This window comes from Pseudorhodobacter ferrugineus DSM 5888, from assembly GCF_000420745.1.
GTDB classification, from domain to species: domain Bacteria; phylum Pseudomonadota; class Alphaproteobacteria; order Rhodobacterales; family Rhodobacteraceae; genus Pseudorhodobacter; species Pseudorhodobacter ferrugineus.
Genome location: NZ_ATVN01000002.1, coordinates 1 through 26,729, shown reverse-complemented (window position 1 = coordinate 26,729; position 26,729 = coordinate 1). Strand labels below are relative to the sequence as shown.

The window sequence follows — 26,729 nt, the reverse complement described above, 5'->3', positions numbered from 1 at the left end:
CACAAGAAGCTGTGTGTTCAGCAAGAAACAGCGTTCCGCTAACAAACCCCTTACTAAATATAGTGTGCCCGGAACGAAACCCTGTAAAGGAAAATTTGCGAATTCTTCTGTGGACAAGTGTATATTGCTGTGGCTCTCCTGCCTGAAACGGGAAAAAGGCGGGCGAAATGGCGGCGACGTTAAAGGATGTGGCAATTCGGGCGGGGGTTTCCACCTCGGCTGTGTCGCGCACCTTTACCGATGGTGCGTCTGTGTCGCCGAAAATGCGCCAAAAAGTCGAAAGTGCCGCGGCTGAACTCGGATACAGCCCCAACTTTCTGGCCCGCAGCCTGACCACGCGGCGCACCCAGTTGATCGGCCTGATCAGCAACAACTTTCACAACCCGATCTTTCTGCAAGTCTTCGACCTGTTTACCCGCGGCTTGCAAGACCGCGGCCTGCGCCCGCTTCTGGTCAACCTCAGCGATGAAACCCAGCCCGAACATTCCCTGCAAATGCTTCAGCAATATTCGGTCGATGGCGCAATCGTTGCGTCTTCCACCCTGCCCCCCGTGTTTTCCAAGGCCTACCGCGAACAGGGCCTGCCCGTGGTCCACACCTTTGGCCGCTATACCAGCAACCCCGATGTGCATGTCGTGGGTATCGACAACGTCGAGGCGGGGCGCATGGCCGCCCGCGAACTGGTGGCGCGCGGCTATAGGCACGTAGCTTTCCTTGGCGGCCCCAAAGCCGCCACCTCAACCCAAGACCGCCTCAAAGGCTTTGCCGAAGAAATCGCCCAACACCCCCACATCGCCTGCACCCACAGCTTTGCCGATGCCTATTCCTTTGTCGCGGGCCGCGCGGAAATGCAGCGCCTGCTCGCGCACCCCCGCGCCGAGGCGTATTTTTGTGGCGACGATGTGCTGTCCATCGGCGCCCTCAGCGCGATTAAGGATGCGGGCCTGAACGTGCCTACGGATATCGGCATCATTGGCCTGAACGATATGGAAATGGCCGCGTGGCAGAACATCAACCTGACCACGATCCACCAACCCATCAAGCCCATCGTCAAGGCATCCGTCGAACTGATGGTCGGTTTGCTCAGCGAACCCGACCGCTACCCCGAGGCGCGGCTGTTTCCGTGCAAAGTGATCGAGCGGGGCACATTACGGCCCCGCTCAAAGCCATAGATCTTACCGAAACATCGGTGGCCGCGCATCCATCCACTTGCCGTCAGCTTTGGCCGAGGCCACAGCCGTATGCACCGCCGCCATGGACCGCACCCCGTCCGATGCCGTTGGCAAACCGTCGCGCGCCTCACCCCGAATGGCATCGGCCAAATCGCAGTAAATATTTGCCACGGCCAGCGGGAACCCTTCGGGATGGGCAATCGACACGCGGCTCAGGCGCTGCGCATCGGCATGCAAACCGCCCTCACCCTTTTCGATAATCTGCGTGCGCCCGTTCACGGGAGTATAGATCAGCTGGTTCGGCTGCTCGGACGCCCAGCGAAAGCCGCCCGTCTCGCCAAACACCTGAATCTCAAACCCATGCTGCCGCCCGATCGCCACCGAAGATGTCCAAAGCCGTCCAACCGTACCGCCCGCCATCCGGAAATTAACCATCGCGTCATCTTCCAACTGGCGGCTTGGGATGGTCGAGGCGAAATCAGCAGACAGTTTTTCCACCTGATCGTCGCAGATAAAACTCGCCATATGCAGCGCATGAATACCGCAATCGGCAAACTGCCCCGACACCCCCGCCATGGCCGGGTCATAGCGCCAGCGCACGCGCGGATTGTCGGCATTCCCCGCATCGCCGTGGTGGCCGTGGCTGAAATTGGTCACGACAAGACGGATTTTGCCCAACTCGCCCGCCCGCACCATTGCGCGCGCTTGGCGCACCATCGGATAAGCGGAATAGCAGTAGTTCACGGCACAGATCTTGCCCGTGGCCTCTGCGACCCGGACAATCTCTTCGCCCTCTTCCACCGTCATCGTCATCGGCTTTTCGCACAGCACGTTGAATCCGGCCTCAAGAAACGCCTTGGTAATCTCAAAATGCGTGGCGTTGGGCGTGGCAACCGTGACCAGATCACAACGATCCGCCCGCCCCTTTTCGCCCGCCAACATTTCACGCCAATCGCCATAGGCGCGGTCCGCCGCAACCCCCAACCGTTGGGCATAGTCGCGCCCTGCATCGGCGCGGTGATCCAGCGCGCCTGCCGCAAATTCAAACAGCCCGTCAGCTTGCGCACCCAAACGGTGGGCGGGGCCAATCTGGCTCCCTTCACCGCCACCAATCATGCCCCATTTCAGTTTTGCCATGTCAAATGCCCCTTAAAACCCAATAGATTGCAGGTATTCGCGGTTCGCCCGCGCGTCTTCCATCGGCGTGCCGGGCTTGGATGGGTCGCAATCTTGCTCCACCGTGCACCACCCTTCAAACCCTGCATCGAGCAGGCGTTGGCGCACAGCTGGAAAATCCACATCGCCCTTGCCCAGATTGCAGAAAATCCCTTGTCCGCAGGCGGTATAGAAATCGGTACGCTTGGCCACCACATCGGCCTTGACCACCGGATCGATGTCTTTGAAATGCATATAGGAAATGCGCTTGATATGGCGGTCCATAAACGCCACAGGGTCAAACCCCGCATAGGAATGGTGGCCGGTATCAAAGCAAATCTTCAAGATGCTTTCGTCCACCTCGTCCAGCAACCGCTCCAATTCCGGCTCAAAATCCATGAACCCCGCCGCATGGGCGTGGATGCCCACGGTCAGGCCATATTCCTCGGCGCCCATCCGCGCGATGGTGGCAATCCGGTCGCGAAACGCGGTCCATTCCGCGCGGTCCATCTGCTCGGCCTCACCTGCCCGCCCGGCAGTCGGCGCGCGGCGGGGCGAAATGCTATCGATCAACACCAGATGCTTGGCCCCATGTGCGACCAGCGCCTTGCAGGTGCGTACAGACGCATCCATCACATCGTCCCATTTGGCCGCATCATGAAACGCCCGAAACACCACGCCACCGATAATCTCCAAACCACGCTCGGCCAAGGCAGGTGCTAACACCTTTGGATCCTCGGGCATAAAGCCAATGGGGCCAAGTTCGATCCCTTTATAACCCGCGCCTGCACACTGATCCAACACGGACTGCCATGTCGGATAGGACGGGTCGCTGGCGAATTCGATGCCCCAGGAACAGGGCGCGTTACCGATTTTGATGGTCATGTCAGTGCCTTTCGCAAACCTAAAATGCAGCCACGTCGACCCATGCTTTCGCACGGGATGACGCAAGCGCCGCGGTGACAACTTGGGTCACGTCCAGCCCATCTTGAAAGGTGGGCCAAACGGGAGTTTTCGTTTCAATCGCGCGCAGAAAATCCCGCGCCTCGATGATAATCTGGTCTTGGTATCCCGTGCCATGACCGGGACCTTGGCAAAACGGCAAGTAATCAGGATGCGCAGGCCCCATCAGAATTTTACGAAAGCCGCGCGTCGCCTCTGGCTCATCCATCGAATACAGCCACAGCGCGTTCTGGTCCTCTTGGTCAAACTTGATCGCGCCCTTTGTACCTGTAATTTCATAGGCATAGCCCATCTTGCGCCCATGGCTGATCCGGCTGAAATACATCTGCCCCATCGCGCCATTCGCAAAACGGCACATCATTTGCGCGTGGTCATCATTGGTCACAACCCCACCGGGGCGCGTGGGATGGACCGTTTCCACCTCGGCAATTAACGACCCGATTGGCCCGATCAGCGCAAGGGCTGCGTTAATCATATGCGGGGCCAAATCGCCCATCGTGCCATTCGCATCGCCCAGCGTGCGCCACGTCGCGGGGCTGTTCGGGTCGGCCATGAAATCTTCGGTATGCTCCCCCCGAAACCACGTCACATCGCCAATCGCACCACTTGCCACCAACTGCCGCGCAAACTGGCTGGCAGGGGTGCGGATATAGTTAAACCCCGTCATGCTGATCTGGCCTTTGGCCGCCGCCGCCATCGCGCGGCTGTCGTCCAATGACGCGCCCAAGGGCTTTTCGCAAAACACCGGCTTGCCCAGCGCGAATGCCGCCAAGGCTATCTCGCGGTGGGTTTCTTGCGGCGAGGCGATCACGATCGCCTCTACCTTCGGGTCACGCACCAACACGGCCCAATCCGCCGTTGCACGGGCAAACCCGAACGCCTTGCGATAGCGTTCCGCACTCGCATCCGTACTGGCGCAAACCATCTCCAACCGTGGCCGCAATGCGGTGTCAAACACCGCCCCCACCGCCGCCATCGCCACCGCATGCGCCTTGCCCATATAGCCGCCGCCGATGATCCCGATACCAATTTCTGCCATGGTGCCCTCCGCGGATTGAATCTGTTTGCAACCGGTTGCAAAACTTGTATCCTTGCCATGATACACGCGCAAGCGGCATTTGCAGCGCAGGCTTTGGGGAACACTGACATGACCGATAAAACCATTACGCTGACGACAGCGCAGGCGATTATTCGCTACCTGTCCAACCAGTATATCGAGATTGACGGGATGGAACGGCGCATCTGCGGTGGCGGTTTTGGCATCTTTGGCCACGGCAACGTGACCTGTCTGGGCGAGGCCCTCTATGACGCCCGCGATGCGCTGCCGCTCTATCGCGGCCAGAACGAACAAAGCATGGGATTTGCCGCCGCCGGATACGCCAAACAATGGCTGCGTCAGCGCTTCATGTTCTGCACGGCCAGCGCGGGGCCAGGAACGGCCAACCTGCTCACCAGCGCCGCCCTTGCCCATGCCAACCGTTTGCCCATGCTGATGCTCTGCGGTGACAGCTATCTGACCCGCCTGCCCGATCCCGTGCTGCAACAGCTTGAACATTTCGGCAATCCAACCCTCGGCGTGAATGACGCGTTCAAGGCCGTGACGCGGTTTTGGGACCGCATCACCCACCCCGCGCAAATCCTGCAATCCTTGCCCGCCGCCCTTGCCACCATGCTCGACCCCGCCGATTGCGGCCCCGCCTTCATCGGCCTGCCCCAAGATGTGCAGGGCTGGACCTATGACTACCCCGAAAGCTTTTTCGCCAAACGCACCCACCGCATCCGCCGCCAAGCCCCTGATGCGCTGGAAATCAACGATGCCGCCGCCCTACTGAAAACCGCCAAACGCCCGATGATCATCGCAGGCGGCGGCGTGCAATATTCCGGCGCCGTGGCAGACCTCACCGCCTTTGCCGTGGCGCATAACATCCCCGTGGTCGAAACCATCGCAGGCCGTGCCAACCTGATCCAAACCCACCCGCTGAACATCGGCCCCGTGGGCGTCACCGGATCCGACAGCGCCAATACCATTGCCGAACAGGCCGATGTTATCCTTGCTGTCGGCACCCGTTTGCAAGATTTCACCACGGGGTCGTGGACCGCATTCGCCAAGGATGCCCAGATCATCGGCCTGAACGTGGGCCGCCATGACGCGATGAAGCACCTCTCGCTCCCCGTGGTGGGCGATGCGAAACTGGCGCTTGCCGCCTTGACCGCCGCCCTCAAATCCCACCGCGCCCCCGCTACTTGGACAGACTTCGCACAAACCGAACGCACCAAATGGGTTGCCTATACCAATGACATAACAACCCCCTCGAACGGCCCCAATTCCTATGCCAAGGCCATTCGCGCTGTAAACGACCTCTGCCACCCCCGCGACCGCGTTGTCGCCGCCGCAGGGGGCCTGCCCGCCGAAGTCACGGCCCACTGGCAAACCAAAGATATCGGCACCGTCGATGTCGAGTTCGGCTTTTCCTGCATGGGCTATGAAATCGCCGGCGGCTGGGGTGCACGCATTGCACAATTCGAACGCGAACCCGACCGTGACACCATAGTTTTCACCGGCGACGGCTCCTATCTTTTGATGAATTCCGACATCTACTCCTCGGTCCTGACCAACCGCAAGCTGATCATCTGCTTGCTGGATAACGGCGGTTTTGCGGTCATCAACAAGCTGCAAAACAACACCGGCAACGAGAGTTTCAACAACCTGATCGCCGATTGCCCTACCGTCCCCGCCCCTTTTACTGTCGATTTCGCGGCCCATGCAGCCGCTATGGGCGCACAAACCGAAACCGCATCGAACCCCGCCGAATTTGCAGCCGCGTTCAAACGCGCCCAAGCCGCCGACAAAACCTGCGTCATTGTCATGCAGGTCGATGCCTATGACGGCTGGACCACCCAAGGTCACACATGGTGGGAGGTGGGCACGCCCCATACCACCCAAAACCCGAAAGTCGCTGCAAAACACCGCGAGGTGGAATCAAGCCGCGCCAAACAGCGAAAGGGCGTGTGATGGACGTCCGCCAAGGCATCGCCAAAAACCGTTTTATCATCGTCGGTCGCGTGGGGATGGATCTGTTCCCCGCCCCTGGTGAAGCTGTCGAGACCGCCGATCAATTCACCGCCGATATGGGCGGCTCATCCGCCAATATCGCGGCGGGCATCGTCAAACTCGGCGGGCAAGCAGCGCTTGTCACGCGCGTGTCCGATGATGCCGTGGGCCGCTTTTGCGTGAACAAACTCCACCACTACGGCGTTGATACCACCCATGTAAAACCCATCGGCGGCGAGGCGCGCAATTCCCTCGCGCTCTACGAAAGCCGCGTCCAAGGCCACCAATCCGTGATTTACCGCAACGGTGCCGCCGATTTCCAAATGACCATCGAGGATGTCGAGGCCATCGATTACACCGCTTACGGCGCCCTCGTCACCGCAGGCACGGTCTTCGCAGCCGAACCCTCTCGCACCGCCGCCTTTCGCGCGTTTGAACTGGCCCGCGCCGCTGGCCTGCCCATCATCTTTGACGTCGATTACCGCCCCTATTCCTGGCCCTCGCCCCAAGTCGCCGCCGATGTGCTGTCACGCGCAGGCGCTATGTCAGACGTGATCGTCGGCAATGATGATGAGTTCGGCTTTATGGCGGGCGGCAAAGACCGCGGCCTCGCAAAGGCCCGCGACCTTGCCAAAACCGCCGCCATCGTCGTCTATAAAATGGGCGAATTCGGCGCGATCACCTTTGCCGAAAACGCCGAGATCAAAACCGGCATCTACCCCGTCTCCGCCCTGAAACCCACAGGCGCGGGTGACAGCTTCATGGCGGGCCTGCTGTCTGGCATCGCGGCGGGCCAAGATATCCACACAGCGGTCCTGCGCGGCTCGGCCTGCGCGGCCATTGTCGTGGCGAAACCCGGCTGCGCCCCCGCCATGCCCTACCCTGCCGACCTTACCAAATTCTTCGCCGCACACCCCGGCCCGACCCAACCGAAATAGGATAAATCATGCATTACGCCCCCCATGACAACCACAACAAACCCATCGTAGACGCAGATGACGCCTCGGTCCCCTTGAACTATTTCAACATCGTCAAGCTAAAGGCAGGCGAGGCGTTTGAATACCAAGTGCCGGGGTATGAAACCTGCATCGTCCCCGCCACAGGCACCGTCGATGTGCAGGTCGAAGGCATCACCTACAAAGCCCTCGGCACCCGCACCGCAGATGTCTGGGACGGTGAACCCGAAGGCGTCTACATCCCTGTCGGTGCAAAGGTCACAATCATCGCCACCCGCGACACCGAAACCTTCATCGCCGGCGCACGCTATGACAAGGTGCTCGACCCATTCGAGGTGCGCGTGGCCGATATCGATAAGGTTCAATACGGATCAGACGAGACCAAAACCCACCGCAAGATCAAGCATATCCTAGGCACCAAATACCACGGCAAAGTCGGCCGCTTGCTGGTCAGCGAACTCTTCACCGTCGGTCAAGGCGGCTGGTCCGGCTTTCCCGCACACAAGCATGACACCGACCGCAAAGATGCCGCTGGCAACATCATTGAAACCCGCCACGATGAAACCTACAACTTCCGCTTTCGCCCCAATCACGGCTCGGGTGTGCAGATCATCCAACACGAAGAGGGCAAGCCGGGCGACGCCTATCAGCTCATGGACCGATCCACCATCACCCTCAAAAGCGGCTATCATCCCTGCGTCGTGATGCCCGGCTACGAGATGTATTATTTCACCATCCTCGGCGGTCTGACCCAGCGCAGCCTGATCCAGTATTTCCAACCCACACATGCCTATCAGATCGAAACGATCCCCGGCATCAAAGACATGATTGCAAAGTTCAAATGACCCTCGCCACCCTTGCACAGGTCTTGCAACCAGCCCTGTCTGGCCGTTATGCAGTGGCCGGTCTGGTCACATTGGGCTGGGAAGATATGCGCGCCTTCGTGGCCGCAGCCGAGGCCGAAGGCTGCCCCGTCATCCTTCAGGCAGGCCCATCCTGCCGCGCCCATACGCCCTTGCCCATCCTTGGCAAAATGTTCCGCCATCTGGCCGAACACGCCTCGGTTCCCGTGGTCGCCCATCTTGACCACGGCTATACCTATGACGAATGCCGCGAGGCACTCGACAGCGGTTTCACCTCGCTCATGTTCGACGGGTCGCGCAAACCGCTTGCCCAAAACATCGCGGAAACCGCACAAATCGCCGAAATGGCCCATGCGGCAGGTATTTCCTGCGAAGGTGAAATCGGCTTTGTCGGCTATGCCAATGGCGAAAACTCGGCAGGCACCGACCCCGAAGAAGCGGCAAAGTTTGCCCGTGAAACCGGCGTGGACGCGATGGCGATTTCCGTTGGCAACGTCCATTTGCAACAGGATAAAGAGGGTGGTCTTGATATCGCCCGCATCCGCGCGATCGAGGCGCTGACCGATGTGCCCCTCGTCATTCACGGCGGATCAGGCGTGCCAGTTGACCAACGCCGCCTGCTGGCGACCACCTCGAATATCTGCAAGTTCAACATCGGCACCGAACTGCGCATGGCCTTTGGCGCGGCCCTGCGCACAGCCGTTAACAGTGATCCCGCCCGCTTTGACCGCGTGACGATCTTGAAAGAAACCCACGATCCGATGGTCGCCGCCACACGGCAGGTCTTGCGCGCCTTCGCCCCTTAATCCGCGTCAAAACACAGCGCCTCAAACAAGAATTGTACACCCCTCCCCGCCGCGCTAGGGTGCTTGAAACGACACTCAAATTTTAAGGCAGGCGACCCCTTATGCAGACGTTTTCGACACGGTTAGGCGTGGATATCGGCGGCACTTTTACCGATGTGGTGCTGGAACATAACGGCACGTCCCATTCGACCAAGGTGCTGACCACCTACGCCGCCCCCGAAAACGCCATCATCGACGGCATGCATCAGGTCTGTGCCAAGGCGGGCATTACCCCAGCCGCCATTGGCCAGATCATCCACGGCACCACCCTTGCCACCAACGCCCTGATCGAACGGCGCGGTGCAAAAACCGCCCTTATCACCACGCAAGGCTTTCGCGATGTGATTGAAATGCGCACCGAAAGCCGGTTTGAACAGTATGACCTGAACCTGACGCTGCCCGAACCCCTGTTGCCCCGCCAATCGCGCTTTACCGTGACCGAACGCGTTGATGCTTCGGGCGACATCCTGATCCCACTAGACCGCGCCGATATTGAAACAGTTGCCGACCAAATCGCGCAAGGCGGCTATACATCCGTTGCCGTTGGCCTGATCCATTCCTACCTGAACGGCGCGCATGAACGCATGGTCCGCGATGTGCTGGCCCAGCGCCTGCCCGATGTCATGGCCTCCATCTCGTGCGAAGTATCACCCCAAATGCGGGAATACGAACGCTTCAACACCGTAGTCGCCAACGCCTATATCAAACCCTTGATGAAGTCCTATCTTGACCGCCTCGCAGGCCGCCTGAAAACCGAAGGTGTCGCCTGCAACATCTTCCTCATGCACTCCGGTGGCGGGATTATTTCAATCGAAAGCGCCGCCGATTTCCCCGTCCGCTTGGTCGAATCCGGCCCCGCAGGCGGCGCAGTTTTTGCCGCCAACATCGCCGCCCGCCATGGGCTGGATAAGGTGCTGTCGTTCGATATGGGCGGCACCACCGCCAAAATTTGCCTGATCAAAAACCAAACCCCCAAAACCAGCCGCGTGTTCGAAGTCGCCCGCACCTACCGCTTCAAAAAAGGCTCGGGCATGCCCATTTCCATCCCTGTGATTGATATGGTCGAAATCGGCGCAGGCGGCGGCTCTCTGGCCCATATCGACGCCCTGAACCAAATCCGTGTCGGCCCCGAAAGCGCGGGGTCCGAACCGGGGCCTGCCTGCTATGGCCGTGGCGGCACGAAACCCGCCGTGACCGATGCCGACCTTGTGCTTGGCAAACTTGATCCTGACGGTTTTGCAGGCGGCACCATCGCGCTGGATACGAATGCCGCAAAAACCGCTCTCATCACCACCCTCGGCACCCCTTTGGGCATGGACGCCACAACCGCCGCCTTTGGTCTGGCCGAGGTGGTGGATGAAAACATGGCCAACGCCGCCCGCGTCCATGCCGTTGAAAACGGCGAGGATTTGTCAGACTACACCATGATCGCCTTTGGCGGCGCCGCCCCCCTCCACGCTGGCCGCCTGTGCGAAAAACTGGGCATCCAGCGCCTGCTCGTCCCGCCGGGCGCAGGCGTAGGCTCTGCCATCGGCTTCCTGCGCGCGCCCTTCAGCTTTGAGGCAAACCGCTCGGTCTACATGCAGCTATCCCATTTTGACCCCGCCAAAATCACCGCGCTTCTGGCCGATCTGAAATCCGAGGCAACAGGCTTTGTCCGCAATTGCGATGCCAAAGCGACCATAAATTCCGAATACAAAACCTACATGCGCTACACCGGCCAAGGCTGGGAAATTCCGATTGTGCTAACCGAAGCCCAAGCCACCACCCCCGATGCCGCCACCTTCACCACCCTGTTCAAAACCGAATACACCAAACTTTTCGGCCGCGTGGTAGAAGGCCTCGATATCGAAATCACCGTCTGGTCGGTCAACGCCACAACCCCGCCCGAAACCGTGGCGCAAGTTGCAGAACTGCAAGAAACCACCCCCGCCGCCAGCCATTCCAGCCGCGCGATGTTCGATCCGGCCTTGTCCGCCTTTGTCGACGCAAAAATCATCCACCGCGCCGACATGGCCACCGGCCAATATATCATCGGCCCCGCCATCATAACCGAGGATGAAACCACCATCATCCTCCCCTCCAGCCGCCGCGCGATCTGCCAACCCGATGGCTGCATCGACATCACCGCACAAGGGGCCAAGCCATGACCAGAAACCCCTCAACCGTCGCCTATCAGGTCATGTGGAACCGCCTCATCTCGGTGGTCGAAGAACAGGCCCAAGCCCTCGTGCGCACCGCCTTTTCCACCTCCGTGCGCGAGGCAGGCGATCTGTCGGCAGGCGTCTATGACGCCCAAGGCCGCATGCTCGCCCAAGCCGTGACCGGCACCCCCGGGCATGTGAATGCGATGGCCGATGCTTTGGCCCATTTCATCCGCCGCATCGGGCCTGATAATATTTTCGAAGGCGATGTCTACATCACCAACGACCCGTGGGAAGGCACCGGCCACCTGCATGATTTCACCGTCGTCACCCCCTCTTTCCACAAAGGTCAGCTCGCCGGTTTTTTCGCGTGCACCGCCCATGTGGTTGATATCGGCGGCCGCGGTTTCGGCGCCGATGCGGCCAGCGTGTTCGAAGAAGGCCTCTATCTGCCCATCATGAAATTCGCCGAACGCGGCACGGTTGATAAAACCTTGCTGCAAATCCTGCGCGCCAATGTCCGCCAACCCGATCAATTGGTTGGCGACCTCTACGCACTCGCCACCTGTAATGAAATCGGCCACCGCCGCCTGCACGATATGATGACCGAATTTGGCCTTGATGACCTGACAGGCATCGCCGCCTTCATCTTTGAAAACTCGCGCCGCGCCACGATTGCCCGCATCAATGCCTTGCCACAAATACAGGCCAGCGGGTCTATGACTGTCGATGGTTTCGACACACCCATCACCATCGCCGTGCAACTGACCGTGGCTGGCGACCACATCCTGACCGATTTTGCAGGCACCAGCGGCGTCGATAAAAAGGGCATCAACTGTCCGCTGGTCTATGCCAAGGCCTATGCCTGCTATGCCCTGAAATGCGCGATTGCCCCGGAAATTCCCAACAACGCCGCGTCTTTGGAACCCTTCCGCGTCACCGCCCCCGAAAATTCCATCGTCAACGCCGTCCACCCCGCCCCCGTGGCCCTGCGCCATATCATCGGCCATTTCGTCCCCGATGCGGTCTATGCCGCGCTTGATAAAATCATCCCCGGCGTGGTCCCAGCCGAAGGCGCGGGGTGCCTTTGCAACTTCCAACTCTCGCTCCACCCTGCCCCGAACAGCCCCCACAAAACACGGGCCGAGGTGCTGACCTTCAATTCCGGCGGTGCAGGCGCGCGGCCCCATCATGACGGCCTCAACGCCACCGCCTTCCCCTCTGGCGTGATGACCATGCCGATCGAGGCAACCGAACACGCCGGCCCCGTCATCATCTGGCGCAAGGAATTGCGCCCCGACAGCGGCGGCGCAGGCGCCACGCGCGGCGGCTTGGGGCAGTATATGGAGGTCGGCGCGCGCGACGGTTATGAATTCGACTTTTCCGCCATGTTCGACCGCGTCCATCACCCCGCCCGTGGCCGCCAAGGCGGGCATGCAGGCGCGCCCACGACCATCGCCCAAGATGACGGCACAAAAATGCAAGGCAAAGGCAAGCAATTCGTCCCCGCAGGTCGCCGCGTGATGCTGGCCTTGCCGGGGGGCGCGGGCTACGGCGACCCCAGCGCGCGCCCTGTGGATGCCGTGAAACGCGACCTTGCGCGCGGCTATATCACGCCTGAAGCCGCCGCCCGCGACTATGGTTTAAGCGCCGATGCCATCGCGCAAGTGCAAGATAGGGTCCGCAAGGGCGAAACGATCTGATACAAGGAACAAACCCATGAAAAAACTCGTCCTCACCGGTGCCGCCGGCCGCCTCGGCTCTTACCTGCGCGAACCCCTGTCGCAGATGTGCGACGAACTCGTCACCACCGACCGTATCGCCGATATCGGCAAACTCTACCCCAACGAACGCTATGTGCAGGCCGATCTTGCCGAACTCGCGCCCATGGTAGACCTGCTGCAAGACGCTGATATGGTTGTCCACTTCGGTGCCATCGGGGACGAAGCACCGTGGGATCAGATCCTGCCCTCGAACATCATCGGCGCCTATAACATCTGGGAAGCCGCCTATCAAAACAAGGTCCGCCGCGTGGTCTATGCCTCGTCGATCCACGCGGTCGGCATGTATCCGAAAAACCAGTTCATCGGCACCGATGTCCCCCACCGCCCCGATACGTTCTACGGCCTCGCCAAATGCTTTGCCGAAGATTTGGCCAGCCTGTATTGGGAAAAGCGCGGCGTGGAATCCGTCTGCATGCGCATCCTGAGCGCGGCCAAAGTCGGCAATCCCCGCGCGCTCGGCTCATGGCTCAGCTATGATGACCTGATCCACCTCGTCACCCGCGCCATCGACACCCCCGTCACCGGCTTTACCGTGGTCTACGGCGTGTCCAACAACGACCGCGCGCCGGTCGATAACAGCCTCGCCCACTACCTCGGCTACCGCCCCAAGGATAACGCCGAACAATTCGCCGCCGAGATACTGGGCCAAGCCGCCCCCCTCAACCCCCAAGACCCCACCGATATGTGCCACGGCGGCCCCTTCGCTGCGATCCCCTTGGGTGAAAGCGGCGTGGCAAAACTGAACATCGTAGACGACGCCAAGAAAATCTAAACCCAAGGGCTGGTGTGGCACCCAACGCTTGCACCGCCGACATCAAAACACCGCTTCAAAATCGACCAAGGCCCCCTCTATCGCAGTCCTGCGGTCAAGGGGGCCGAAGCGACGGCCCAAAAATCGGACACTGACCTAAACAGTGATTTGCAGTTTGCTGATCTGCAACTGGGCGCAGATAAAAGATGTCGCACCAAAAGCAATAGTGGGTTTGGCCCCCCCTTTTGACAGGATGCCTGCACCATAGGCCTAGACCCACAACCCATCCCGTCTGACATTTCCCAGCACCACCCGACCGGTCAGAGGCGCGTGCTTGCAGTCCCGGCATGTGGATCGAAAGCGATCAATTCGCCGGTTTCGCTGGCATAGGCGATAACGGCCAAGGTTAATGTCCCGGCCTTATGGCCTGAAAAAAGCGCAGTCTTACGGTTTCACCTGCACCCAAAAGGTCCCTAAGCCTAAGGCGCTTTGCCATTTCTTATCTCCTTCAGCGCAAACATTGCGCGAATAAGATCGGCACTAAAACAGGTCAAAACCAGCCTGCGGGGGGCGGCGGGGAAAGCCGTGGGCGCAGGGCCTATAATGGCTAAGGCGATCGGCCGCCCAAAGGGCGCCCGCCACCGTAAGCCACCGTAAGGGTGTTTGTCAGTCTGTGTTATGTGCTGCCAACGCGTCGCGACGCAGACGGGCGCAAACCTCGGGCGATACACCAAGGGTTTGGCGGACCAAGGCAACCATATCATCCTCGGTTTCATGCACTTGCCCGTCCGAGAACACCACCTGCCAAAGGGCGAACAAGGTCGCCTCTCGCTCTTTGACGTCAATCGCGTCGTGCAGCACGGCGATCAGCGCCTCGGTTTCGGGCATGTCTTCGGACAAACGCTCACATCCCGCGCGCATTTTTGCGGCCTCTAGCGGGTTCAGGTCAAACCGCTTGGCAAGAATGCGGTCGATGCGTTCGACTTCTTGAAACAGATAGGCGCGGTCGGCCTGCGCCACACGCACCAAAAGCGCGCCCAGCGCATGTTTGGCATCGGCTTCGGGTAAAGGCGTGCGGTAGCTGCTGACGGGCGAGAAAAGCTGCAGGATACGTTCAAACATTGGAGCGGCCTGTTGGTTGTTCTGGTTAAGGTTTGAGGCTACGGGCCGTGGGTCTGCGCTGCAAGGGGATTGGAACGGCGACCTTGCCCTTGCAATTGCGGGCACAAGCCCCTATGTGAGCACAGCAACGCTTTCTTTTTCGACCTTCTGTTTCCCTAACGGCTTCAGTTTTTTCGATCTTGATCTGACTGAGCCGGGCTGCCGCGTTATGTGGGCGGCGAAACACTAGGAGTATACACGATGGCCAATGGCACCGTGAAATGGTTCAACGCAACCAAAGGTTTTGGATTTATCGCGCCAGAAGGCGGAAACCGTGACGTATTCGTTCACGTGTCCGCGCTGGAACGCGCTGGCATCCGCCAGTTGGACGATGGTCAGGCTGTGACCTTTGATATCGAATCCGGCCGTGATGGTCGTGAGTCGGCAACGAACCTTGCACTGGCATAATCTGCCCTTTGCATGATTTGGGACGGGGGTGGCCAGCGATGGCCGCCCCCGTTTTCGTTTCACCCTAGCAGCGCGTCATACACGCGGTAGGCACCGGACGAGGATGCGAGTGCTTGTTGCTTGCCGGCCTTGCGGGCGAACTCATAAACAGCTTGGTGGGTGCGCGGGCCAAAGCTGCCATCCAGAGTGCCGGAGTAATAGCCAAAGCGCGCCAATTGCCGCTGGATAGCAATACGTTCGGCATAGGAATAGCGGTTGAAGACACGGGCGGCGGTGGTGTCATTCACGCCCGAACCATAGGGCGAAGTTTGGCCAATTACCCGCCCGGTTTTGACCTTTGGCTCTTGATAGCGCGGCTGGTGCTGGCGGGTTTGCCGAGGGGCAGGCTCTTGATAAACCGGCTGGCGATAGGTTTGTTTTGGCGCGGTCTGCGGCGCGTTGCGCGTTTTTTGTCCCTCATGCACGATGGCGCCAACGATCAGGGCCGCAGCAACACCTTTCAAAAAATTCTGCTCATTACGGCCCCAGGCATGGGCAGGAACGGCGGCGCCAAGCGTCAAGGACAGGGCAGTGGCAAAGGCGATGGTTTTGGATGTCAGCAGCATGGTCGGTTTCCTTTTGACTTTGGCCCCGAGCAGTCGAGGCGATAGGGAAACCATGGGCACAAGTGCCGTGTTAGGCAAAATCAACGGGTCGATATGCGATAGCAATAACTCAAGATACCGATTTTGTTTGGTATTTTATATAAGCGTTGGTTTGGGGAATCCGCACTTATTTCTGAGTGGGTTGGTTTGGTCCCGCTCTAACCAGCTAGTGCTTAAAGCAGTTCTGGTGGTGCCACGCCACAAACTCTGCCCTTGGGCGATCCGCGGGCCTGATTGGGGCGATCAAGGCGCCGGTTTTATTAAGGATAGTTCGAATGGCATCGGGATCATTGGCGTGACGCGATACAAGAATATTCAGGTTCTGATCCAGCCCCACCAGACCGCGATCAAACATCCAATGCGCTGTGCCCGAGAGGGCGATGCCATTGCTGACAATATCGGGGCCATCTTTTTCAACCGGACGGATATGCGCCGCCTCCACCTCGGCCCGCCCGCCGCCATTGATCAGCCGCAGGCCAGTAATGGCACACCGCTCGCCATAGGCGCGCAGCACGGTTTTGCGAAAATTCCGATCCCGCAGCGCGCGGTTCGTCAGCTGGGCCACACGGTCGCGGGCCGTCAGGTGCATAAACAGCGCCGGAGCATCGGAAAAGCCTGGGGGGGCTTGGTCGGTTCGCGGCAAAATGCTTTCATCTTGCCCCAGCCCGCGTTCGACAATTCGGGCGAAATCGGATGGGGACAGCGGCCTGACCGCCGCTTGGGCACGGCCCGAGATTTGGCCGTGTTCATTCAGGATGCCGCGCTCAACGACGCCGTTGTCATCGCCCCGAAAGGGTACAACGTCGCCAAAATCAAGGTAAGTGCCCGGCGCGATAACAGCCAGAAACATATCGCTGTGCCGTGGATCGGGGATGATCTGCTGAACCCGCGCCACGGCAAAATAGCCTTTGGTATTTCGCACTTTGCTGGGTTCAAGGTAGATCACCCAGTCGCCTTCGCATGCTTTGGCACGGGTCAGGTACTGCTTGGGGAATTGATACTGCTCGGATGGCACGTCATCGTAAATCGAATCTGTCCTGTGGATGAAGATACCGAATGCCATGAACCGCCCGCGTTATTGACCGCATCACGCGGCGGTCGCCTGATCAACTGTCACATGCAAAGGAGGCGGCGATCAACAAAAAATGCTGTGGCGGGTCTAACGGTTTTCGCATTTTATCGGTTTAGGGGGCGCGCGATTGTGCAATGCTTGCCAAACCCGCGCGCGCCCATAGGTTTTGTGACTTAGGCTGAACGACAGATGAATTTTTATTTCGAACGAGCTTGTTTCGATAAGGATTATTCGACAAGCCATTCCACCTAAAATATTGATTATATTATAATAATATTTTTGTATTTTGAAATTTTGCCGCCCTACGGCAATGAGACTTGTTCCAATAGCGTTCCAATAGTGGCGTAAGATTGTTCCAATAAGGGTTGATCAGATGGGCACTTTTGCTTGGGACACAAAGCCACGGGCCACATCTTCAAATCGCTTGGTCACAACAGGCAAGCCGTGGTTGGCGCGGAATTTGTAGTCCAGATACTGTTCGCGGGCCACGTTCTTGGCTTCTTCCAGATCACGTTTGCCCGTGCTGATGCCTACCCAATGGCCTTCGATCTGAAACGTTGCCTGCCAGCGCTTGGTGTTGCTGCGCTTTTACACTTTGCCAGCACCGTCCAGCAGAACGTGGGCATCTGACTCCAATGTGGCTATGGATGTTATCCTTCCAACTTCATCACACAGTAAGTTTGCGTGTTTGTGATATCATTCAAGTGAATAGCCCCTAAATTTTTAGGCGCCTTGCTTGGTAATTTTGGCAGCGAGGAGGACGATATGTCCGGAGCTAAATTCACAGATGAGTTCAAGCGCGATGCGGTGGCCCAAGTCGAGGATCGGGGCTATCCGGTGCGCGAGGTGGCCGAGCGATTGGGTGCCCGTTGGCTGACAGGCGCATTGCGAATGCAATCGCCGAGAAGCAGCACCAAGTCGATCTACAGTTGGCAAAAGCTGTTTTCGCGGCCCGCAAAGGCGGTCAAAGAGGTCCATGCGCAAGCGAATGAGATCCGCCGCCTCAAGCGCGATTTGGCGCGGGTTACGAAGGAGCGGGACATCCTAAAAAAGCGACCGCATACTTCGCCAGGAAGTCCCCCGCCGAAGGCCGCTGACGTGCCCTATTGTTCAAACGGGTTTTGGAACTGCCTTTGGTTTGCGGGGTTTTGGGGTCCACTTTTTGGCGAGGCGCTCGAAGTTGTCGAGGATGCGACCGATCTCGGCCTCTTCAGGGTCGAACTTTTCCCCATACCATTCCAGCATTCGATGGTGTTCTTCGTGTTTGGGGGCGGCCATGGCGTCAACGAAGTCGGCGTATCCGGGGAAGCCACCCACATCTTCAGGGGGGCATGCCCCGATGGCCCTGACAAGGCGCGGGTATGCAGCACCCGGGATGGCGTCGTCGATTTTCTCGACCTTGATCACATGGTGCCAGTTGTCGCCAAAGTCATAGATGTAATGGATGGTCTTGGTGCCGACATCTTCGATGACATCCAGCAGGCTGGATTTGTTCGCGGGCAGCGGGCCATCGTAATAGCCGTCAGGATCTGGCGCGCCCCAGCCAACACCGCCGGCCCGGAACTCATAAAGGTGGCTGTCGGTCCATCCCATCGCGGCCTGGATCACGTCGTGCAGGCGGTTCAGTTTGATCTTGAGTGGCACATCGAAGCGCCGCAGCACCTGAGGCTCTATATCGGATAATGTCACCTTGAGACGTGCGACCAGCGTCATGCGGCAATCCTTTTCAATTCTGTTGCGGTCTTCCAATGCCACTGTGTTCAGTGACTATGTTTGAAAAGTATGGGCGAAAACTGTGTTTTTACACATGTTCTGAAGACTGTGTTCAACATACCAAATCACCCAGCCAAATCAGGTACCAACGCAGAAAAAAACTGTGCGATGACTGTGCAACGCACGAAGTCTAAACTGTGCGATACCTAACTATATGATAATATTGGTAAAAGTGTTGCCCGAAGACGGATTTGAACCGCCGACACGCGGATTTTCAATACTTGCGTTGAAAATAAGCCATTGATATAAAACCATAAATCCACAATATTTTCTTATGTGTGAAAAACTGTGTGATGGCCATCTCCACTTTCACAGATGCAATCACTGTGGTCAACACAGTAAACCAAACACAGTCTCAGAACACACTGCTTTGAAAAACACACTGTCATCATTCAGTTTGCTGCACAGCACTTCTTATCTTTACGTCCGCTGCCGCAAAGGCAGGGATCATTTCTACCAACCTTCCTGTTCTGCTTGTCACCATCACCTAAGAATTCCGCTAAAGCTATCAATCAAGGCGCTGTAGTCGGTGTCACCCGAAAAAATGCCTTGCAAGGCATCCGACAGCCAAGCCAGCATGCCACTTGGGGAATGTCGGCTGCAACCCTTGACCGGCATTGCTTTTGCAGCGATAGTTGAGGGTGTGAATTGGTTCCGGATCTGCTTAGCGCAGCCCCGTGACATGCGTTCACGGGGGAGTGCTAATTCGGTGCGTGAAACGGGAAGCTTAATGAGAATTTCAATTGTTCTACCAAACCTGAATTGTAAAAAATACCTGAAAGAATGCATCGAAGCTTTCGAAGCACAGGATTACGAGAACAAACGCCTGATTATTGTGGATTCTGCGTCCTCTGATGGGTCACATGATATAATCAGGAGTTTTTCTGAGCGTAACTCGGATATATTATGGATACAGGAGGCAGATAGGGGAATCTCAGATGCGCTCAATATAGGGCTTAAGCATATTGGAGATGGAGAGATATTTGGATATCTAGGTGCTGACGATATTATTTTGCCGGGAACATTACGAAATGTTTTCAGAGCCCTAGATGAGCGGCCCTTAGCGATTGGGGTTTTTTTCGATAGTTATTCCCAGAACGCAATGGGTCAACGCAAGCTCAGACTATGCCCTTGTAAGGCAATGACCCTTCCATTGTTAATGAAGCATCGAACCATTGCGGGAATGCAGAACACCTACATCCGATCTGACATTGTCAAACGGTATGGTTTCAACCTGTCGGCACGGTATTCGATGGACTATGAACTCTATCTGAGACTCGCAAAAGACGAGTTAGGTGAGAGGATTTTTCACATCGCCACACCTTCCACCGTGAATATCAATGACGGGAACATTTCAACACGTTTCCGCAAGCTTTCCAGACGAGAAGCCTACAGGTTCGCTTTCCGGATTGCCCCCTTTGGGTGGAAGAAAATCATGGTAGGCTTGCGCTCATTACGATAAGTACGTCCAAATCTTCGGACCGTATGATGGCCTCAAAGACCGCAACCCAAATGACCCAGACCATCGAGACAGTGCTGAAATTCAATGCGCTGGGAGAAAAGTTTTGCCGACTTCAGTCGTCTGATCGAAGTTTTCAAAATAAAGTGGATTGGTGCACGCATATTTCGATTGAGAAAGTTATGCCAGCCGACAGGTGGAACCTTTATGGCCCAGCCTTGTTGGCAGAAGCGTCCAGAGCGGCGATGACATCCGATGAACGGTGCGCCCAGTCATCTTCATGTAAGAACCAGTCACAGCTCAGCGTTTCCTTCGCAGCTTTTGGCTTATCCACCGCATCAAACCCACGCTGTTTGATCTCGGCAGGTGTGAGCAAACAGCGCACAAATACCGCCTGCTTGCGTGATTGCCAGTGCAACGTGGCAGTAACCCGTTTGCCTTCTGTACCATCGGCTTTTTTCCAAAACGCCCAGATGCGCATCTGGCCTTTGCGACCATAGCTCATTGGAAAACGTATAGGCCACAAAAGTATCGCCCCTTTTGCGAAAATGCCCAGCCAGCTGATCAAAGAACGTTTTGAGTAGCACGGGCGCATTGGCGATGCTGGCGTAGAAAACAGCTTCAGCAGCAGGATTGTAGGTAACTGGCATTCTGAGGTCCTCAAGCATTTGCGCTATGCAAGAGCATGGTCGGGTCAAACTTTTGCCTTGTCCATATGTTTTTGATGCAGGTCGCCCAGAAAGAGTGCAGAAACCTACAGCCTGATTGGCGGGGGTGTTGGCGCACAACGATGCGAACTGCCCATCAGCAGCTCTGTCTGAGCGTGGTCAGCTAAGATTGTCAGACTTGGTTTGATTGAATGGCACAGGCTTGGACTTGCGGACTGGTCGCGGCTTGCTTTTGGTTGGTGCGGGTATGGGCAGCGGGCGGGGCCGTCTCTGACAGCGAGCACAGTCGCATTTTGCAACGACTTCGCAAATCAACAAGACAGCTCTCCCGGTTGGGGGCGGGCGAAAACAGCCCCCTGAAACTGTAAGTACTGGTCCCCAGAAAACTGGGCGTCAGCGATCTTTCCCTCGCAAAACCCTTTTGGCATCACAGCCCCATCCTCGTGGGTGTCATCCATTTGCTTTTGCCCTGACGTTCAATGGTGTCAAAGCAAATACCGCGAAGACGCAAGAAGCGCTCCACCCAATCCAGATGTTCAGGTTTGTCGCTGTGGCGCAGGTGGTAGGCATAGTAGCCCAGTTTGCTGGCACAGGTTCCCAGAGCGTCTGCACTGGGTGCTAGGCCATGAAAGCGTAACACACGCAGGTAGCTTTCGTCCTTGGCAAGCCAACCTTCACAAAACTCCCTGTTGGATGACACGGCACGGCAGTCCAGTAATTCTTGCCTGATCTGTTCCAGCACTATTATTGACATTGTTGATCTCCCCGTATGGCAGCGGGCCTGTGCCCTGCCCATGTATTTATCCACGGCAGGGGAAAAGGTTGTGGTCTGACAGCGTGTTTGAAGACTGTGTTTTGAAAACGATGTTCAAAGAGTATGTTCCCAGACACTCTGCCCTATTCGTCGCGCAATCGCAGAATTGTTGCTTTGTACTGCGCAGCCCGCTCTGGGTCATCTGCGTGGATTTTATCCAACCACACCGCCAGATCGTTTTCTGAAATCTCAGCCCTGTCATCAGCCCAGTCAGCATCGTCGACACATTGATTGTTCTGGGCTTGAGCGAATTGTTTGGCGTTCGTGATGGGGAACAGGCCATGCCCAGCCTGTTCAATGATGACGTCAGCTTCCTTGATGCAGCGACTAGCCGTAGCCGCCAGCACTCGTTTTACGTCTGGATCGTCTTCTGGTCCATTTGCTGGAATACCCGCCAGTAACGCGACCTCATGCAGCTTGAGTTCGGGGTTATCCCTGCGTGCCCGCCAAACAGCATAGCGTCGGTGCAAGGCATAAAGCGGTGTTGTGACTTGCACAGGGTATCTTGCGCGGCTTGGTCCCAATTCCAGCTGCATATCTTTGAATGCGGGCGTAAGGATCGAGCGCAATTCTGCCAAGGTGCGATCCACATCGCCATTGAAGGGGATGGATACCAGCACGCGACCCAATCGGTCGGCAGGGCTGGGCACGCCTTTGACGACCTGAATGCCACCTGCGGCAGGTTCACGAAACAATTCCCTGCCATGGCTGATCCACCAGTTTGGGAAGTTCATCTGATGAATGCCACGAAAATCCCGTGCCACCCGTCCTTGTGGGCCATCGGCATCCCGATATCGGCCTGATTTGAGGTCGTGGTTCTCTTTGAGAAAGCGCCACCAGTAATAGTAGACGCTGCATTGCCAGCCTTTTGCGTCCTTGAAGGGGGGCTGTGGGCGTTTGGCTGGATAGCTTTGGATGTCGAAGTTGCGGGTCAACAACGGCGGTGCGTGCCTGAAATAGAATAGGCCCTGCGCTTGATCAGCCAATCGTTCTTGTTCGTACACGCTGCATCCTCCTGCTCGTCACTGAGCCTGCCGCAATGTCACCGTGCTGCCAAGTGATGATCTGCCCAATGTTAACAACCTCAGTCAGGGGGTGCGCGGGCCAGTCAAGTTTGAGGGCTCAATCCGGCATGTTTGGTTCACGGCAATGATGCCGCACAACATAAAGGAACTACAAATGACGAACGTTTTCAAAGCAAACTTTGACGCAGAAATCGCTGAGCTCGTAGCACAGCGCAAAAAGTGGGAGCTGGGCACCTACGCTTCCAGCAACACTGAGCTGTACGCAATCCTTGCGCGGTGCTTGGAACTTTACCAGCAGGCCGCCAAAGAGCCCCATGTCGCAGATGCGATCAAGGATGTGCTCAAGGGGCTTGGCATCAAGGGCAACAGCGGGACTTCGCTTGCAACCAAAGTTGTGCGCATCGTTTTTGCCACGCCAGCAACTTACACGAAGATCAAGCAGCGCCTTTACGGGTATGCTCGTGTGATTGCGGTTGCTCATGCAGAAGACCAAACGCCCCAGACACTGGCCGCGTTTATTGAGCACAAAGGCGGCATTGACGAAATCCGCCGTGCCAGCAGCACCACCCCCGCGAATGCCCCTGAAGCCATTCAGAGCATCGCAAAGGCTGAGTTTGCAAAGGCAGATCGCCCCACCCTCTACGATGCTTTCGAGCTCAAACCTGAGCTGATGCCTGCGGATGGGGAGCGCTACTCGCTGGCCTTGGTGCGCAAGAATGCAGACGGCACAGGCTCGATTATCTTCGGCACCAAAAAAGCCAGCATTGTGAACAGCGTTTTGACGGAAGCGGGCAAGGCGCTCCAAAGCACTGCTGCCAAGGTGGCTGTTAGTGATCTGCACCAGAGTGCGGAGGATCAAAAGCGGGCGAACCTCGCGGCATTGAGCAAGAAGATGTTGCAGCCCTCTGCACCTGCTGTCGTTGAGGCCGAGCAGGCACCTGCTGTCGAAACCGCGCAGGAAACCCCTGAGCCTGCATTTGCCTAAACCGCCAAGCAAGTATGGGCAGCGTTTGATGCGCTGCCCACTCACTACCCCAAAAAGTCAATTAAAAGGAGAACACCATGACTTTTCGTAATACCCACCAGCCCAAGTCCATCAACGATCTGGTCTTCAAAGACCCCAATGTGGAACAAACGATCCGCGACTATGCTGCGGGCAAAGCCACCAAGCACCTGATTTTGCATGGCCCTATTGGGTCTGGCAAATCCAGTGCCGCCAAAATGATTGTCGCTGAGCGGTGCGGACAGCCCTTTGATGAATTGCCAAACATCACTGTCAATGGTCGCATCGACAAAGATCGCAAAGACTGGGCAGACATTGAGCGCGATTGGGATTTGCAGCGCATGGTGAATAGTGCAGGTCGCGCCTACACGATCATCGATGAAGTTGACGAATGCAGCCCGAAACTGCGTGGACAACTGGACGCCCTGATTGAAACGGATCGCAAGGGCACTGTGATTATGACCACCAATAATTTGCATGATCTGCCGGATTGGTTTTGTGATCGCTGTGCGGTCGTCCGTGTTGACCTGCCAGGTATCAGCGATATTGAGCAGCGTGTTCAGGACATTTTGCGGGCAGAGGGTCTGCCTTGCTCGCCTGCTGCTGTGCAGACGCTGTTGACCAACTTTAACGGCAGTTTGCGTCAGATGATCGATTGGGTCGAGGGGTATGTACGTCATGCCGCCCCTCCCAGTGTGGGCATTGTGGCCAGTTCGGGGCGGATCATTCGGCCCAGCTCGCCAAAGGTGTCGATCAACGGCACCTCGATCTGATTGACGCGTGGAAAGCCCTGACTGGGCTTTCCACACTCTCGTGCTTGAAACCACGGACCGCCAAACAAAAGGCATTGATGGCTAACCTTCTGGTCGGCCATCATTTTTTCTGGCGCTAGGCTGGCTGGTGAATGCAGCACAAGGAGCAAGCGCATGACACATCTCAGCAAGTTTACCTTCAAATCGGTGACACGGCATATCCAGCAGCCCGATCCTGTGGCGACACGTCGTACAAAGATCGTGGCCGCAATTGATCAGCAAAAGCTGGTGCTGGCCGCTGCCGTCAAAGGCGAAACCTACACCATTGCGCAAAAGCGCACCGTCACCAATGACACTGGTGAAGCGGTGCAGCTGATCAAGCCGCGCACCATCCGTCCTTGGTTTTTTGTGCAAGACGATGGCTGGTATGTGCAATGCCGTTATGGGCTGCGGGTGCTGCTGATTGACGGCAAACATAACGCAGTTTTTGCCAAAAACTTAGCCCAAGTGGCTGAGGTATTGGACGCCCTGCGCGACGCCACCCTTGCAGGTGATCTGGATCAGGCATTGGCACTGACCATCAAGTCGGGCAAGCGCCATGACGGATAATCGCATTCGTGACTTAAACGACCAAGCACGGCAGACCTTTACAGGCTGCCGCGTTGTGCTCACACCCAGCATTCAGGCACTGGACGGTTTACATGACCTGCTGGATCGGGTGCGCTGGTTTGATGCCTTTACCCCTGACAATGATCCCTATGGCGAGCACGACTTTGGGTCATTGGTGCACGCAGCAGCCACCATCTTCTGGAAGTTCGATTATTACGACCTGGACTTGCAGATGCATTCCCCTGATCCCAGCGATCCAGATGTCACCTGCCGCGTGCTCACCATCATGCTTGGCGAGGAATATTGAGCCATCCAACCCACATTCATTCAGGCAGACATGCCCTTAATGGTAACACTGATATTTTTGATTATCCGACATATCTGCTACGCATCTATGTGTCCCTCGGATTGCCGGCTCGCATTCGCTTCGTCCTTCAATCCTTCAGAACTTCCGCTAACTCGAATAAAAGACTGAACTTTTCTTGTATTATTAGGGCCTTGCAAGGAGCGATCAGACCAGAGCCGATGAAGGCTCTGATCTAAAATCGCTCATGCACTTTGCATATCGCTTATCATCCCGTACCACCAAACCCTTCGCAGGGGAGAGCAGGTTTTGCTATCATCTCTATTATTGGCGTATCATACGCATCTGTAGGACCCATACGGTCAGGCAACCCTACAAAACGGCGGGCATTGTTTCCAACTCTGTCATCCGCCTCACTTCCGTAAGCATATATTTCTCCGCTCTGCGGCCTATATACTCACGTTACCAAACACCATTCCGACAAGTGAAGCTGCTGGCTGGATAAACATTTATTCCCTTGCAACTTTAGGCATCCCACCGACGAGGATGGGGTAGTCACTTGAAGCGGGCAACGAGCAGCCCATTTGCTTACCGTCACACATCAGAACGGGTTCGCAGCACTATATCATTCGGCGTGCCAGCCTTGGTCTCGTTTGTGGTGCCTAAGTTGAGCCTTTTCTGCCTTCATCGTTATTTATCAACTTGCGCAAATAACGGCGTCAAATGTGGCCTGACCAGCAGGATATGCAGCGGGCCAAAACCTAATGTAACCAGCATTACCTTAGGTCTTAGCCGAACCAATTGATGGCCTTGATGGAATTGCTGTTCGGCTTCTGATCGACGTCCCCAGACCTAATATTATACAGTCAAGCAACTGATAAGGTTATCTTTTAGGGGAAACAGCATGCGCCAAGCCATTACACTCAATGAAGCTCAACTGCGCCGTGTTCTACAATACACCGCCACAAGACGTCACGCCCTTCGTGACCGCACAATCGTCATGGTCAGCTTTTATGCCGGATTGCGTGCCAAGGAAATTGCAGGGCTCAAAATCGGCGATGTGTTTGAGCAGTCAGGGGCGGTGCGTAGCGAGTTCATCTTGTCAGCGGAACAAAGCAAGGGCGGTCATCGCAGAACAGTTTATTTGAACCAACGCTTGCGCCGTGCCCTTGCTGAATATGCAGAACTGGTGGATTTTGATCAGCCTGATGCGCCCCTGTTGCCCAGTCAGAAGGGCGGGCATTTTAGCCCCAATACTGTTGATTGTCACTGAGAACTGACCCGGCATTGTCACCGCGATTTGACCCACCCATTAGTTATGTTCTCTATGTCATGATGGCGTCAATGCTGTT

26 protein-coding genes and 1 pseudogene are annotated in these 26,729 nt (G+C 56.9%); 16 read left to right on the top strand and 11 right to left on the bottom strand.

Translation table 11 applies throughout. From position 1 onward, the window contains the following. Nucleotides 1-167: 167 nt before the first annotated feature. A complete protein-coding gene (locus tag G560_RS0101820) occupies nucleotides 168-1,172 on the top strand; it encodes a LacI family DNA-binding transcriptional regulator (RefSeq protein WP_022702606.1) in 1,005 nt (334 codons plus the stop codon). A 3-nt stretch (nucleotides 1,173-1,175) separates the two neighbouring features. Here G560_RS0101820 and G560_RS0101815 read toward each other — a convergent pair whose 3' ends face one another. The 3 genes from G560_RS0101815 to G560_RS0101805 are packed head-to-tail and all read right to left on the bottom strand — an operon-like array spanning nucleotide 1,176 to nucleotide 4,329. After that, nucleotides 1,176-2,309, bottom strand: a complete 1,134-nt coding sequence (locus tag G560_RS0101815; RefSeq protein ID WP_022702605.1) for a Gfo/Idh/MocA family protein — start codon at nucleotides 2,307-2,309, stop codon at nucleotides 1,176-1,178. Between the two features lie 12 nt (nucleotides 2,310-2,321). Beyond that, nucleotides 2,322-3,212 carry a sugar phosphate isomerase/epimerase family protein gene (locus G560_RS0101810; RefSeq protein WP_022702604.1) on the bottom strand — a complete coding sequence of 297 codons (891 nt, stop codon included), beginning with the start codon at nucleotides 3,210-3,212 and terminating at the stop codon, nucleotides 2,322-2,324. Between the two features lie 19 nt (nucleotides 3,213-3,231). Continuing rightward, a complete protein-coding gene (locus G560_RS0101805; RefSeq protein WP_028913612.1) occupies nucleotides 3,232-4,329 on the bottom strand; it encodes a Gfo/Idh/MocA family protein in 1,098 nt (365 codons plus the stop codon). A 108-nt stretch (nucleotides 4,330-4,437) separates the two neighbouring features. Here G560_RS0101805 and iolD point away from each other — a divergent pair, with 108 nt between their 5' ends. From iolD to G560_RS0101770, 7 genes are all read left to right on the top strand, one after another. Then, nucleotides 4,438-6,303 carry a 3D-(3,5/4)-trihydroxycyclohexane-1,2-dione acylhydrolase (decyclizing) gene (gene iolD / locus G560_RS0101800; protein WP_022702602.1) on the top strand — a complete coding sequence of 622 codons (1,866 nt, stop codon included), beginning with the start codon at nucleotides 4,438-4,440 and terminating at the stop codon, nucleotides 6,301-6,303. Next, nucleotides 6,303-7,280, top strand: a complete 978-nt coding sequence (iolC, locus tag G560_RS0101795) for a 5-dehydro-2-deoxygluconokinase (RefSeq protein ID WP_022702601.1) — start codon at nucleotides 6,303-6,305, stop codon at nucleotides 7,278-7,280. Before iolD ends, iolC begins: the two co-directional genes overlap by 1 nt. A gap of 8 nt (nucleotides 7,281-7,288) precedes the next feature. Further along, complete coding sequence (locus G560_RS0101790) at nucleotides 7,289-8,143, top strand: 5-deoxy-glucuronate isomerase (protein ID WP_022702600.1); 855 nt, start codon at nucleotides 7,289-7,291, stop codon at nucleotides 8,141-8,143. Next, entirely contained in the window at nucleotides 8,140-8,967 is an 828-nt protein-coding gene (locus G560_RS0101785) for a class II fructose-bisphosphate aldolase (protein WP_022702599.1), read from the top strand. Before G560_RS0101790 ends, G560_RS0101785 begins: the two co-directional genes overlap by 4 nt. Before the next feature lie 101 nt (nucleotides 8,968-9,068). Further along, entirely contained in the window at nucleotides 9,069-11,156 is a 2,088-nt protein-coding gene (locus G560_RS0101780; RefSeq protein ID WP_022702598.1) for a hydantoinase/oxoprolinase family protein, read from the top strand. Next, entirely contained in the window at nucleotides 11,153-12,853 is a 1,701-nt protein-coding gene (locus G560_RS0101775; protein WP_022702597.1) for a hydantoinase B/oxoprolinase family protein, read from the top strand. The genes G560_RS0101780 and G560_RS0101775 overlap by 4 nt, the downstream gene beginning before the upstream one ends. 16 nt (nucleotides 12,854-12,869) lie before the next feature. Further along, entirely contained in the window at nucleotides 12,870-13,706 is an 837-nt protein-coding gene (locus G560_RS0101770) for an NAD-dependent epimerase/dehydratase family protein (protein ID WP_022702596.1), read from the top strand. Between the two features lie 645 nt (nucleotides 13,707-14,351). Here the strand turns inward: G560_RS0101770 and G560_RS0101760 are convergent. Beyond that, nucleotides 14,352-14,807, bottom strand: coding sequence for a tellurite resistance TerB family protein (locus G560_RS0101760; protein WP_022702594.1), 456 nt, complete (start codon nucleotides 14,805-14,807; stop codon nucleotides 14,352-14,354). Between the two features lie 240 nt (nucleotides 14,808-15,047). Between G560_RS0101760 and G560_RS0101750 the strand changes: the two genes are divergently transcribed. Then, a complete protein-coding gene (locus G560_RS0101750) occupies nucleotides 15,048-15,254 on the top strand; it encodes a cold-shock protein (protein WP_022702592.1) in 207 nt (68 codons plus the stop codon). 59 nt (nucleotides 15,255-15,313) lie between these two features. Here G560_RS0101750 and G560_RS0101745 read toward each other — a convergent pair whose 3' ends face one another. Together G560_RS0101745 and G560_RS0101740 are read right to left on the bottom strand one after the other, a co-directional pair. Further along, nucleotides 15,314-15,859: a peptidoglycan-binding domain-containing protein gene (locus G560_RS0101745; protein ID WP_022702591.1), complete on the bottom strand. Its 546-nt coding sequence runs from the start codon at nucleotides 15,857-15,859 to the stop codon at nucleotides 15,314-15,316. Nucleotides 15,860-16,064: 205 nt separating this feature from the next. Next, entirely contained in the window at nucleotides 16,065-16,961 is an 897-nt protein-coding gene (locus G560_RS0101740; RefSeq protein WP_022702590.1) for an HNH endonuclease, read from the bottom strand. A 774-nt stretch (nucleotides 16,962-17,735) separates the two neighbouring features. Here G560_RS0101740 and G560_RS21410 point away from each other — a divergent pair. Continuing rightward, nucleotides 17,736-18,023 (top strand): annotated as a pseudogene (locus G560_RS21410) (transposase); the annotation flags it as partial. Between the two features lie 57 nt (nucleotides 18,024-18,080). On the opposite strand, the gene G560_RS0101730 reads toward G560_RS21410, so the two are convergent. Both G560_RS0101730 and G560_RS21740 read right to left on the bottom strand, forming a co-directional pair. Next, on the bottom strand, nucleotides 18,081-18,683 hold the full coding sequence (locus G560_RS0101730) for a plasmid pRiA4b ORF-3 family protein (protein WP_022702588.1): 603 nt from the start codon (nucleotides 18,681-18,683) through the stop codon (nucleotides 18,081-18,083). A gap of 452 nt (nucleotides 18,684-19,135) precedes the next feature. Continuing rightward, nucleotides 19,136-19,255 carry an SEC-C metal-binding domain-containing protein gene (locus G560_RS21740; RefSeq protein WP_081647573.1) on the bottom strand — a complete coding sequence of 40 codons (120 nt, stop codon included), beginning with the start codon at nucleotides 19,253-19,255 and terminating at the stop codon, nucleotides 19,136-19,138. A gap of 17 nt (nucleotides 19,256-19,272) precedes the next feature. On the opposite strand from G560_RS21740, the gene G560_RS0101710 reads away from it, so the two are divergent. Further along, complete coding sequence (locus tag G560_RS0101710) at nucleotides 19,273-20,205, top strand: glycosyltransferase (RefSeq protein WP_155947096.1); 933 nt, start codon at nucleotides 19,273-19,275, stop codon at nucleotides 20,203-20,205. A 202-nt stretch (nucleotides 20,206-20,407) separates the two neighbouring features. Here the strand turns inward: G560_RS0101710 and G560_RS0101705 are convergent, their stop codons facing one another. The 3 genes from G560_RS0101705 to G560_RS0101690 form a co-directional block, all read right to left on the bottom strand. Then, complete coding sequence (locus G560_RS0101705) at nucleotides 20,408-20,770, bottom strand: hypothetical protein (RefSeq protein ID WP_155947094.1); 363 nt, start codon at nucleotides 20,768-20,770, stop codon at nucleotides 20,408-20,410. 527 nt (nucleotides 20,771-21,297) lie between these two features. Next, a complete protein-coding gene (locus tag G560_RS0101695; RefSeq protein WP_244870029.1) occupies nucleotides 21,298-21,612 on the bottom strand; it encodes a DUF6626 family protein in 315 nt (104 codons plus the stop codon). Nucleotides 21,613-21,767: 155 nt separating this feature from the next. Further along, complete coding sequence (locus tag G560_RS0101690; RefSeq protein WP_162140846.1) at nucleotides 21,768-22,619, bottom strand: hypothetical protein; 852 nt, start codon at nucleotides 22,617-22,619, stop codon at nucleotides 21,768-21,770. Nucleotides 22,620-22,863: 244 nt separating this feature from the next. Here G560_RS0101690 and G560_RS0101685 point away from each other — a divergent pair, with 244 nt between their 5' ends. The 5 genes from G560_RS0101685 to G560_RS18240 all read left to right on the top strand — a co-directional run bounded on the left by G560_RS0101685 (nucleotide 22,864) and on the right by G560_RS18240 (nucleotide 26,650). Then, nucleotides 22,864-23,694, top strand: coding sequence for a hypothetical protein (locus G560_RS0101685; RefSeq protein WP_155947092.1), 831 nt, complete (start codon nucleotides 22,864-22,866; stop codon nucleotides 23,692-23,694). Between the two features lie 77 nt (nucleotides 23,695-23,771). Then, complete coding sequence (locus G560_RS0101680) at nucleotides 23,772-24,485, top strand: AAA family ATPase (RefSeq protein WP_022702578.1); 714 nt, start codon at nucleotides 23,772-23,774, stop codon at nucleotides 24,483-24,485. Nucleotides 24,486-24,638: 153 nt separating this feature from the next. Continuing rightward, a complete protein-coding gene (locus tag G560_RS21405; RefSeq protein ID WP_022702577.1) occupies nucleotides 24,639-25,073 on the top strand; it encodes a hypothetical protein in 435 nt (144 codons plus the stop codon). Then, a complete protein-coding gene (locus G560_RS0101670) occupies nucleotides 25,063-25,380 on the top strand; it encodes a DUF3768 domain-containing protein (protein ID WP_022702576.1) in 318 nt (105 codons plus the stop codon). The genes G560_RS21405 and G560_RS0101670 overlap by 11 nt, the downstream gene beginning before the upstream one ends. 901 nt (nucleotides 25,381-26,281) lie before the next feature. Then, complete coding sequence (locus G560_RS18240) at nucleotides 26,282-26,650, top strand: tyrosine-type recombinase/integrase (protein WP_022702575.1); 369 nt, start codon at nucleotides 26,282-26,284, stop codon at nucleotides 26,648-26,650. Nucleotides 26,651-26,729: the final 79 nt, after the last annotated feature.

Bases quoted from the DNA above. Each gene is read 5' to 3' on its own strand.
- G560_RS0101815 (WP_022702605.1), bottom strand. From the start codon at position 2,309: ATGGCAAAACTGAAATGGGGCATGATTGGTGGCGGTGAAGGGAGCCAG.
- G560_RS0101820 (WP_022702606.1), top strand. From the start codon at position 168: ATGGCGGCGACGTTAAAGGATGTGGCAATTCGGGCGGGGGTTTCCACC.
- G560_RS0101670 (WP_022702576.1), top strand. From the start codon at position 25,063: ATGACGGATAATCGCATTCGTGACTTAAACGACCAAGCACGGCAGACC.
- G560_RS18240 (WP_022702575.1), top strand. From the start codon at position 26,282: ATGCGCCAAGCCATTACACTCAATGAAGCTCAACTGCGCCGTGTTCTA.
- G560_RS0101685 (WP_155947092.1), top strand. From the start codon at position 22,864: ATGACGAACGTTTTCAAAGCAAACTTTGACGCAGAAATCGCTGAGCTC.
- G560_RS0101785 (WP_022702599.1), top strand. From the start codon at position 8,140: ATGACCCTCGCCACCCTTGCACAGGTCTTGCAACCAGCCCTGTCTGGC.
- G560_RS0101730 (WP_022702588.1), bottom strand. From the start codon at position 18,683: ATGACGCTGGTCGCACGTCTCAAGGTGACATTATCCGATATAGAGCCT.
- iolC (WP_022702601.1), top strand. From the start codon at position 6,303: ATGGACGTCCGCCAAGGCATCGCCAAAAACCGTTTTATCATCGTCGGT.
- G560_RS0101745 (WP_022702591.1), bottom strand. From the start codon at position 15,859: ATGCTGCTGACATCCAAAACCATCGCCTTTGCCACTGCCCTGTCCTTG.
- G560_RS0101790 (WP_022702600.1), top strand. From the start codon at position 7,289: ATGCATTACGCCCCCCATGACAACCACAACAAACCCATCGTAGACGCA.
- G560_RS0101810 (WP_022702604.1), bottom strand. From the start codon at position 3,212: ATGACCATCAAAATCGGTAACGCGCCCTGTTCCTGGGGCATCGAATTC.
- G560_RS0101680 (WP_022702578.1), top strand. From the start codon at position 23,772: ATGACTTTTCGTAATACCCACCAGCCCAAGTCCATCAACGATCTGGTC.
- G560_RS0101760 (WP_022702594.1), bottom strand. From the start codon at position 14,807: ATGTTTGAACGTATCCTGCAGCTTTTCTCGCCCGTCAGCAGCTACCGC.
- G560_RS21405 (WP_022702577.1), top strand. From the start codon at position 24,639: ATGACACATCTCAGCAAGTTTACCTTCAAATCGGTGACACGGCATATC.
- G560_RS0101805 (WP_028913612.1), bottom strand. From the start codon at position 4,329: ATGGCAGAAATTGGTATCGGGATCATCGGCGGCGGCTATATGGGCAAG.
- G560_RS0101750 (WP_022702592.1), top strand. From the start codon at position 15,048: ATGGCCAATGGCACCGTGAAATGGTTCAACGCAACCAAAGGTTTTGGA.
- G560_RS0101740 (WP_022702590.1), bottom strand. From the start codon at position 16,961: ATGGCATTCGGTATCTTCATCCACAGGACAGATTCGATTTACGATGAC.
- G560_RS0101780 (WP_022702598.1), top strand. From the start codon at position 9,069: ATGCAGACGTTTTCGACACGGTTAGGCGTGGATATCGGCGGCACTTTT.
- G560_RS0101775 (WP_022702597.1), top strand. From the start codon at position 11,153: ATGACCAGAAACCCCTCAACCGTCGCCTATCAGGTCATGTGGAACCGC.
- iolD (WP_022702602.1), top strand. From the start codon at position 4,438: ATGACCGATAAAACCATTACGCTGACGACAGCGCAGGCGATTATTCGC.
- G560_RS0101770 (WP_022702596.1), top strand. From the start codon at position 12,870: ATGAAAAAACTCGTCCTCACCGGTGCCGCCGGCCGCCTCGGCTCTTAC.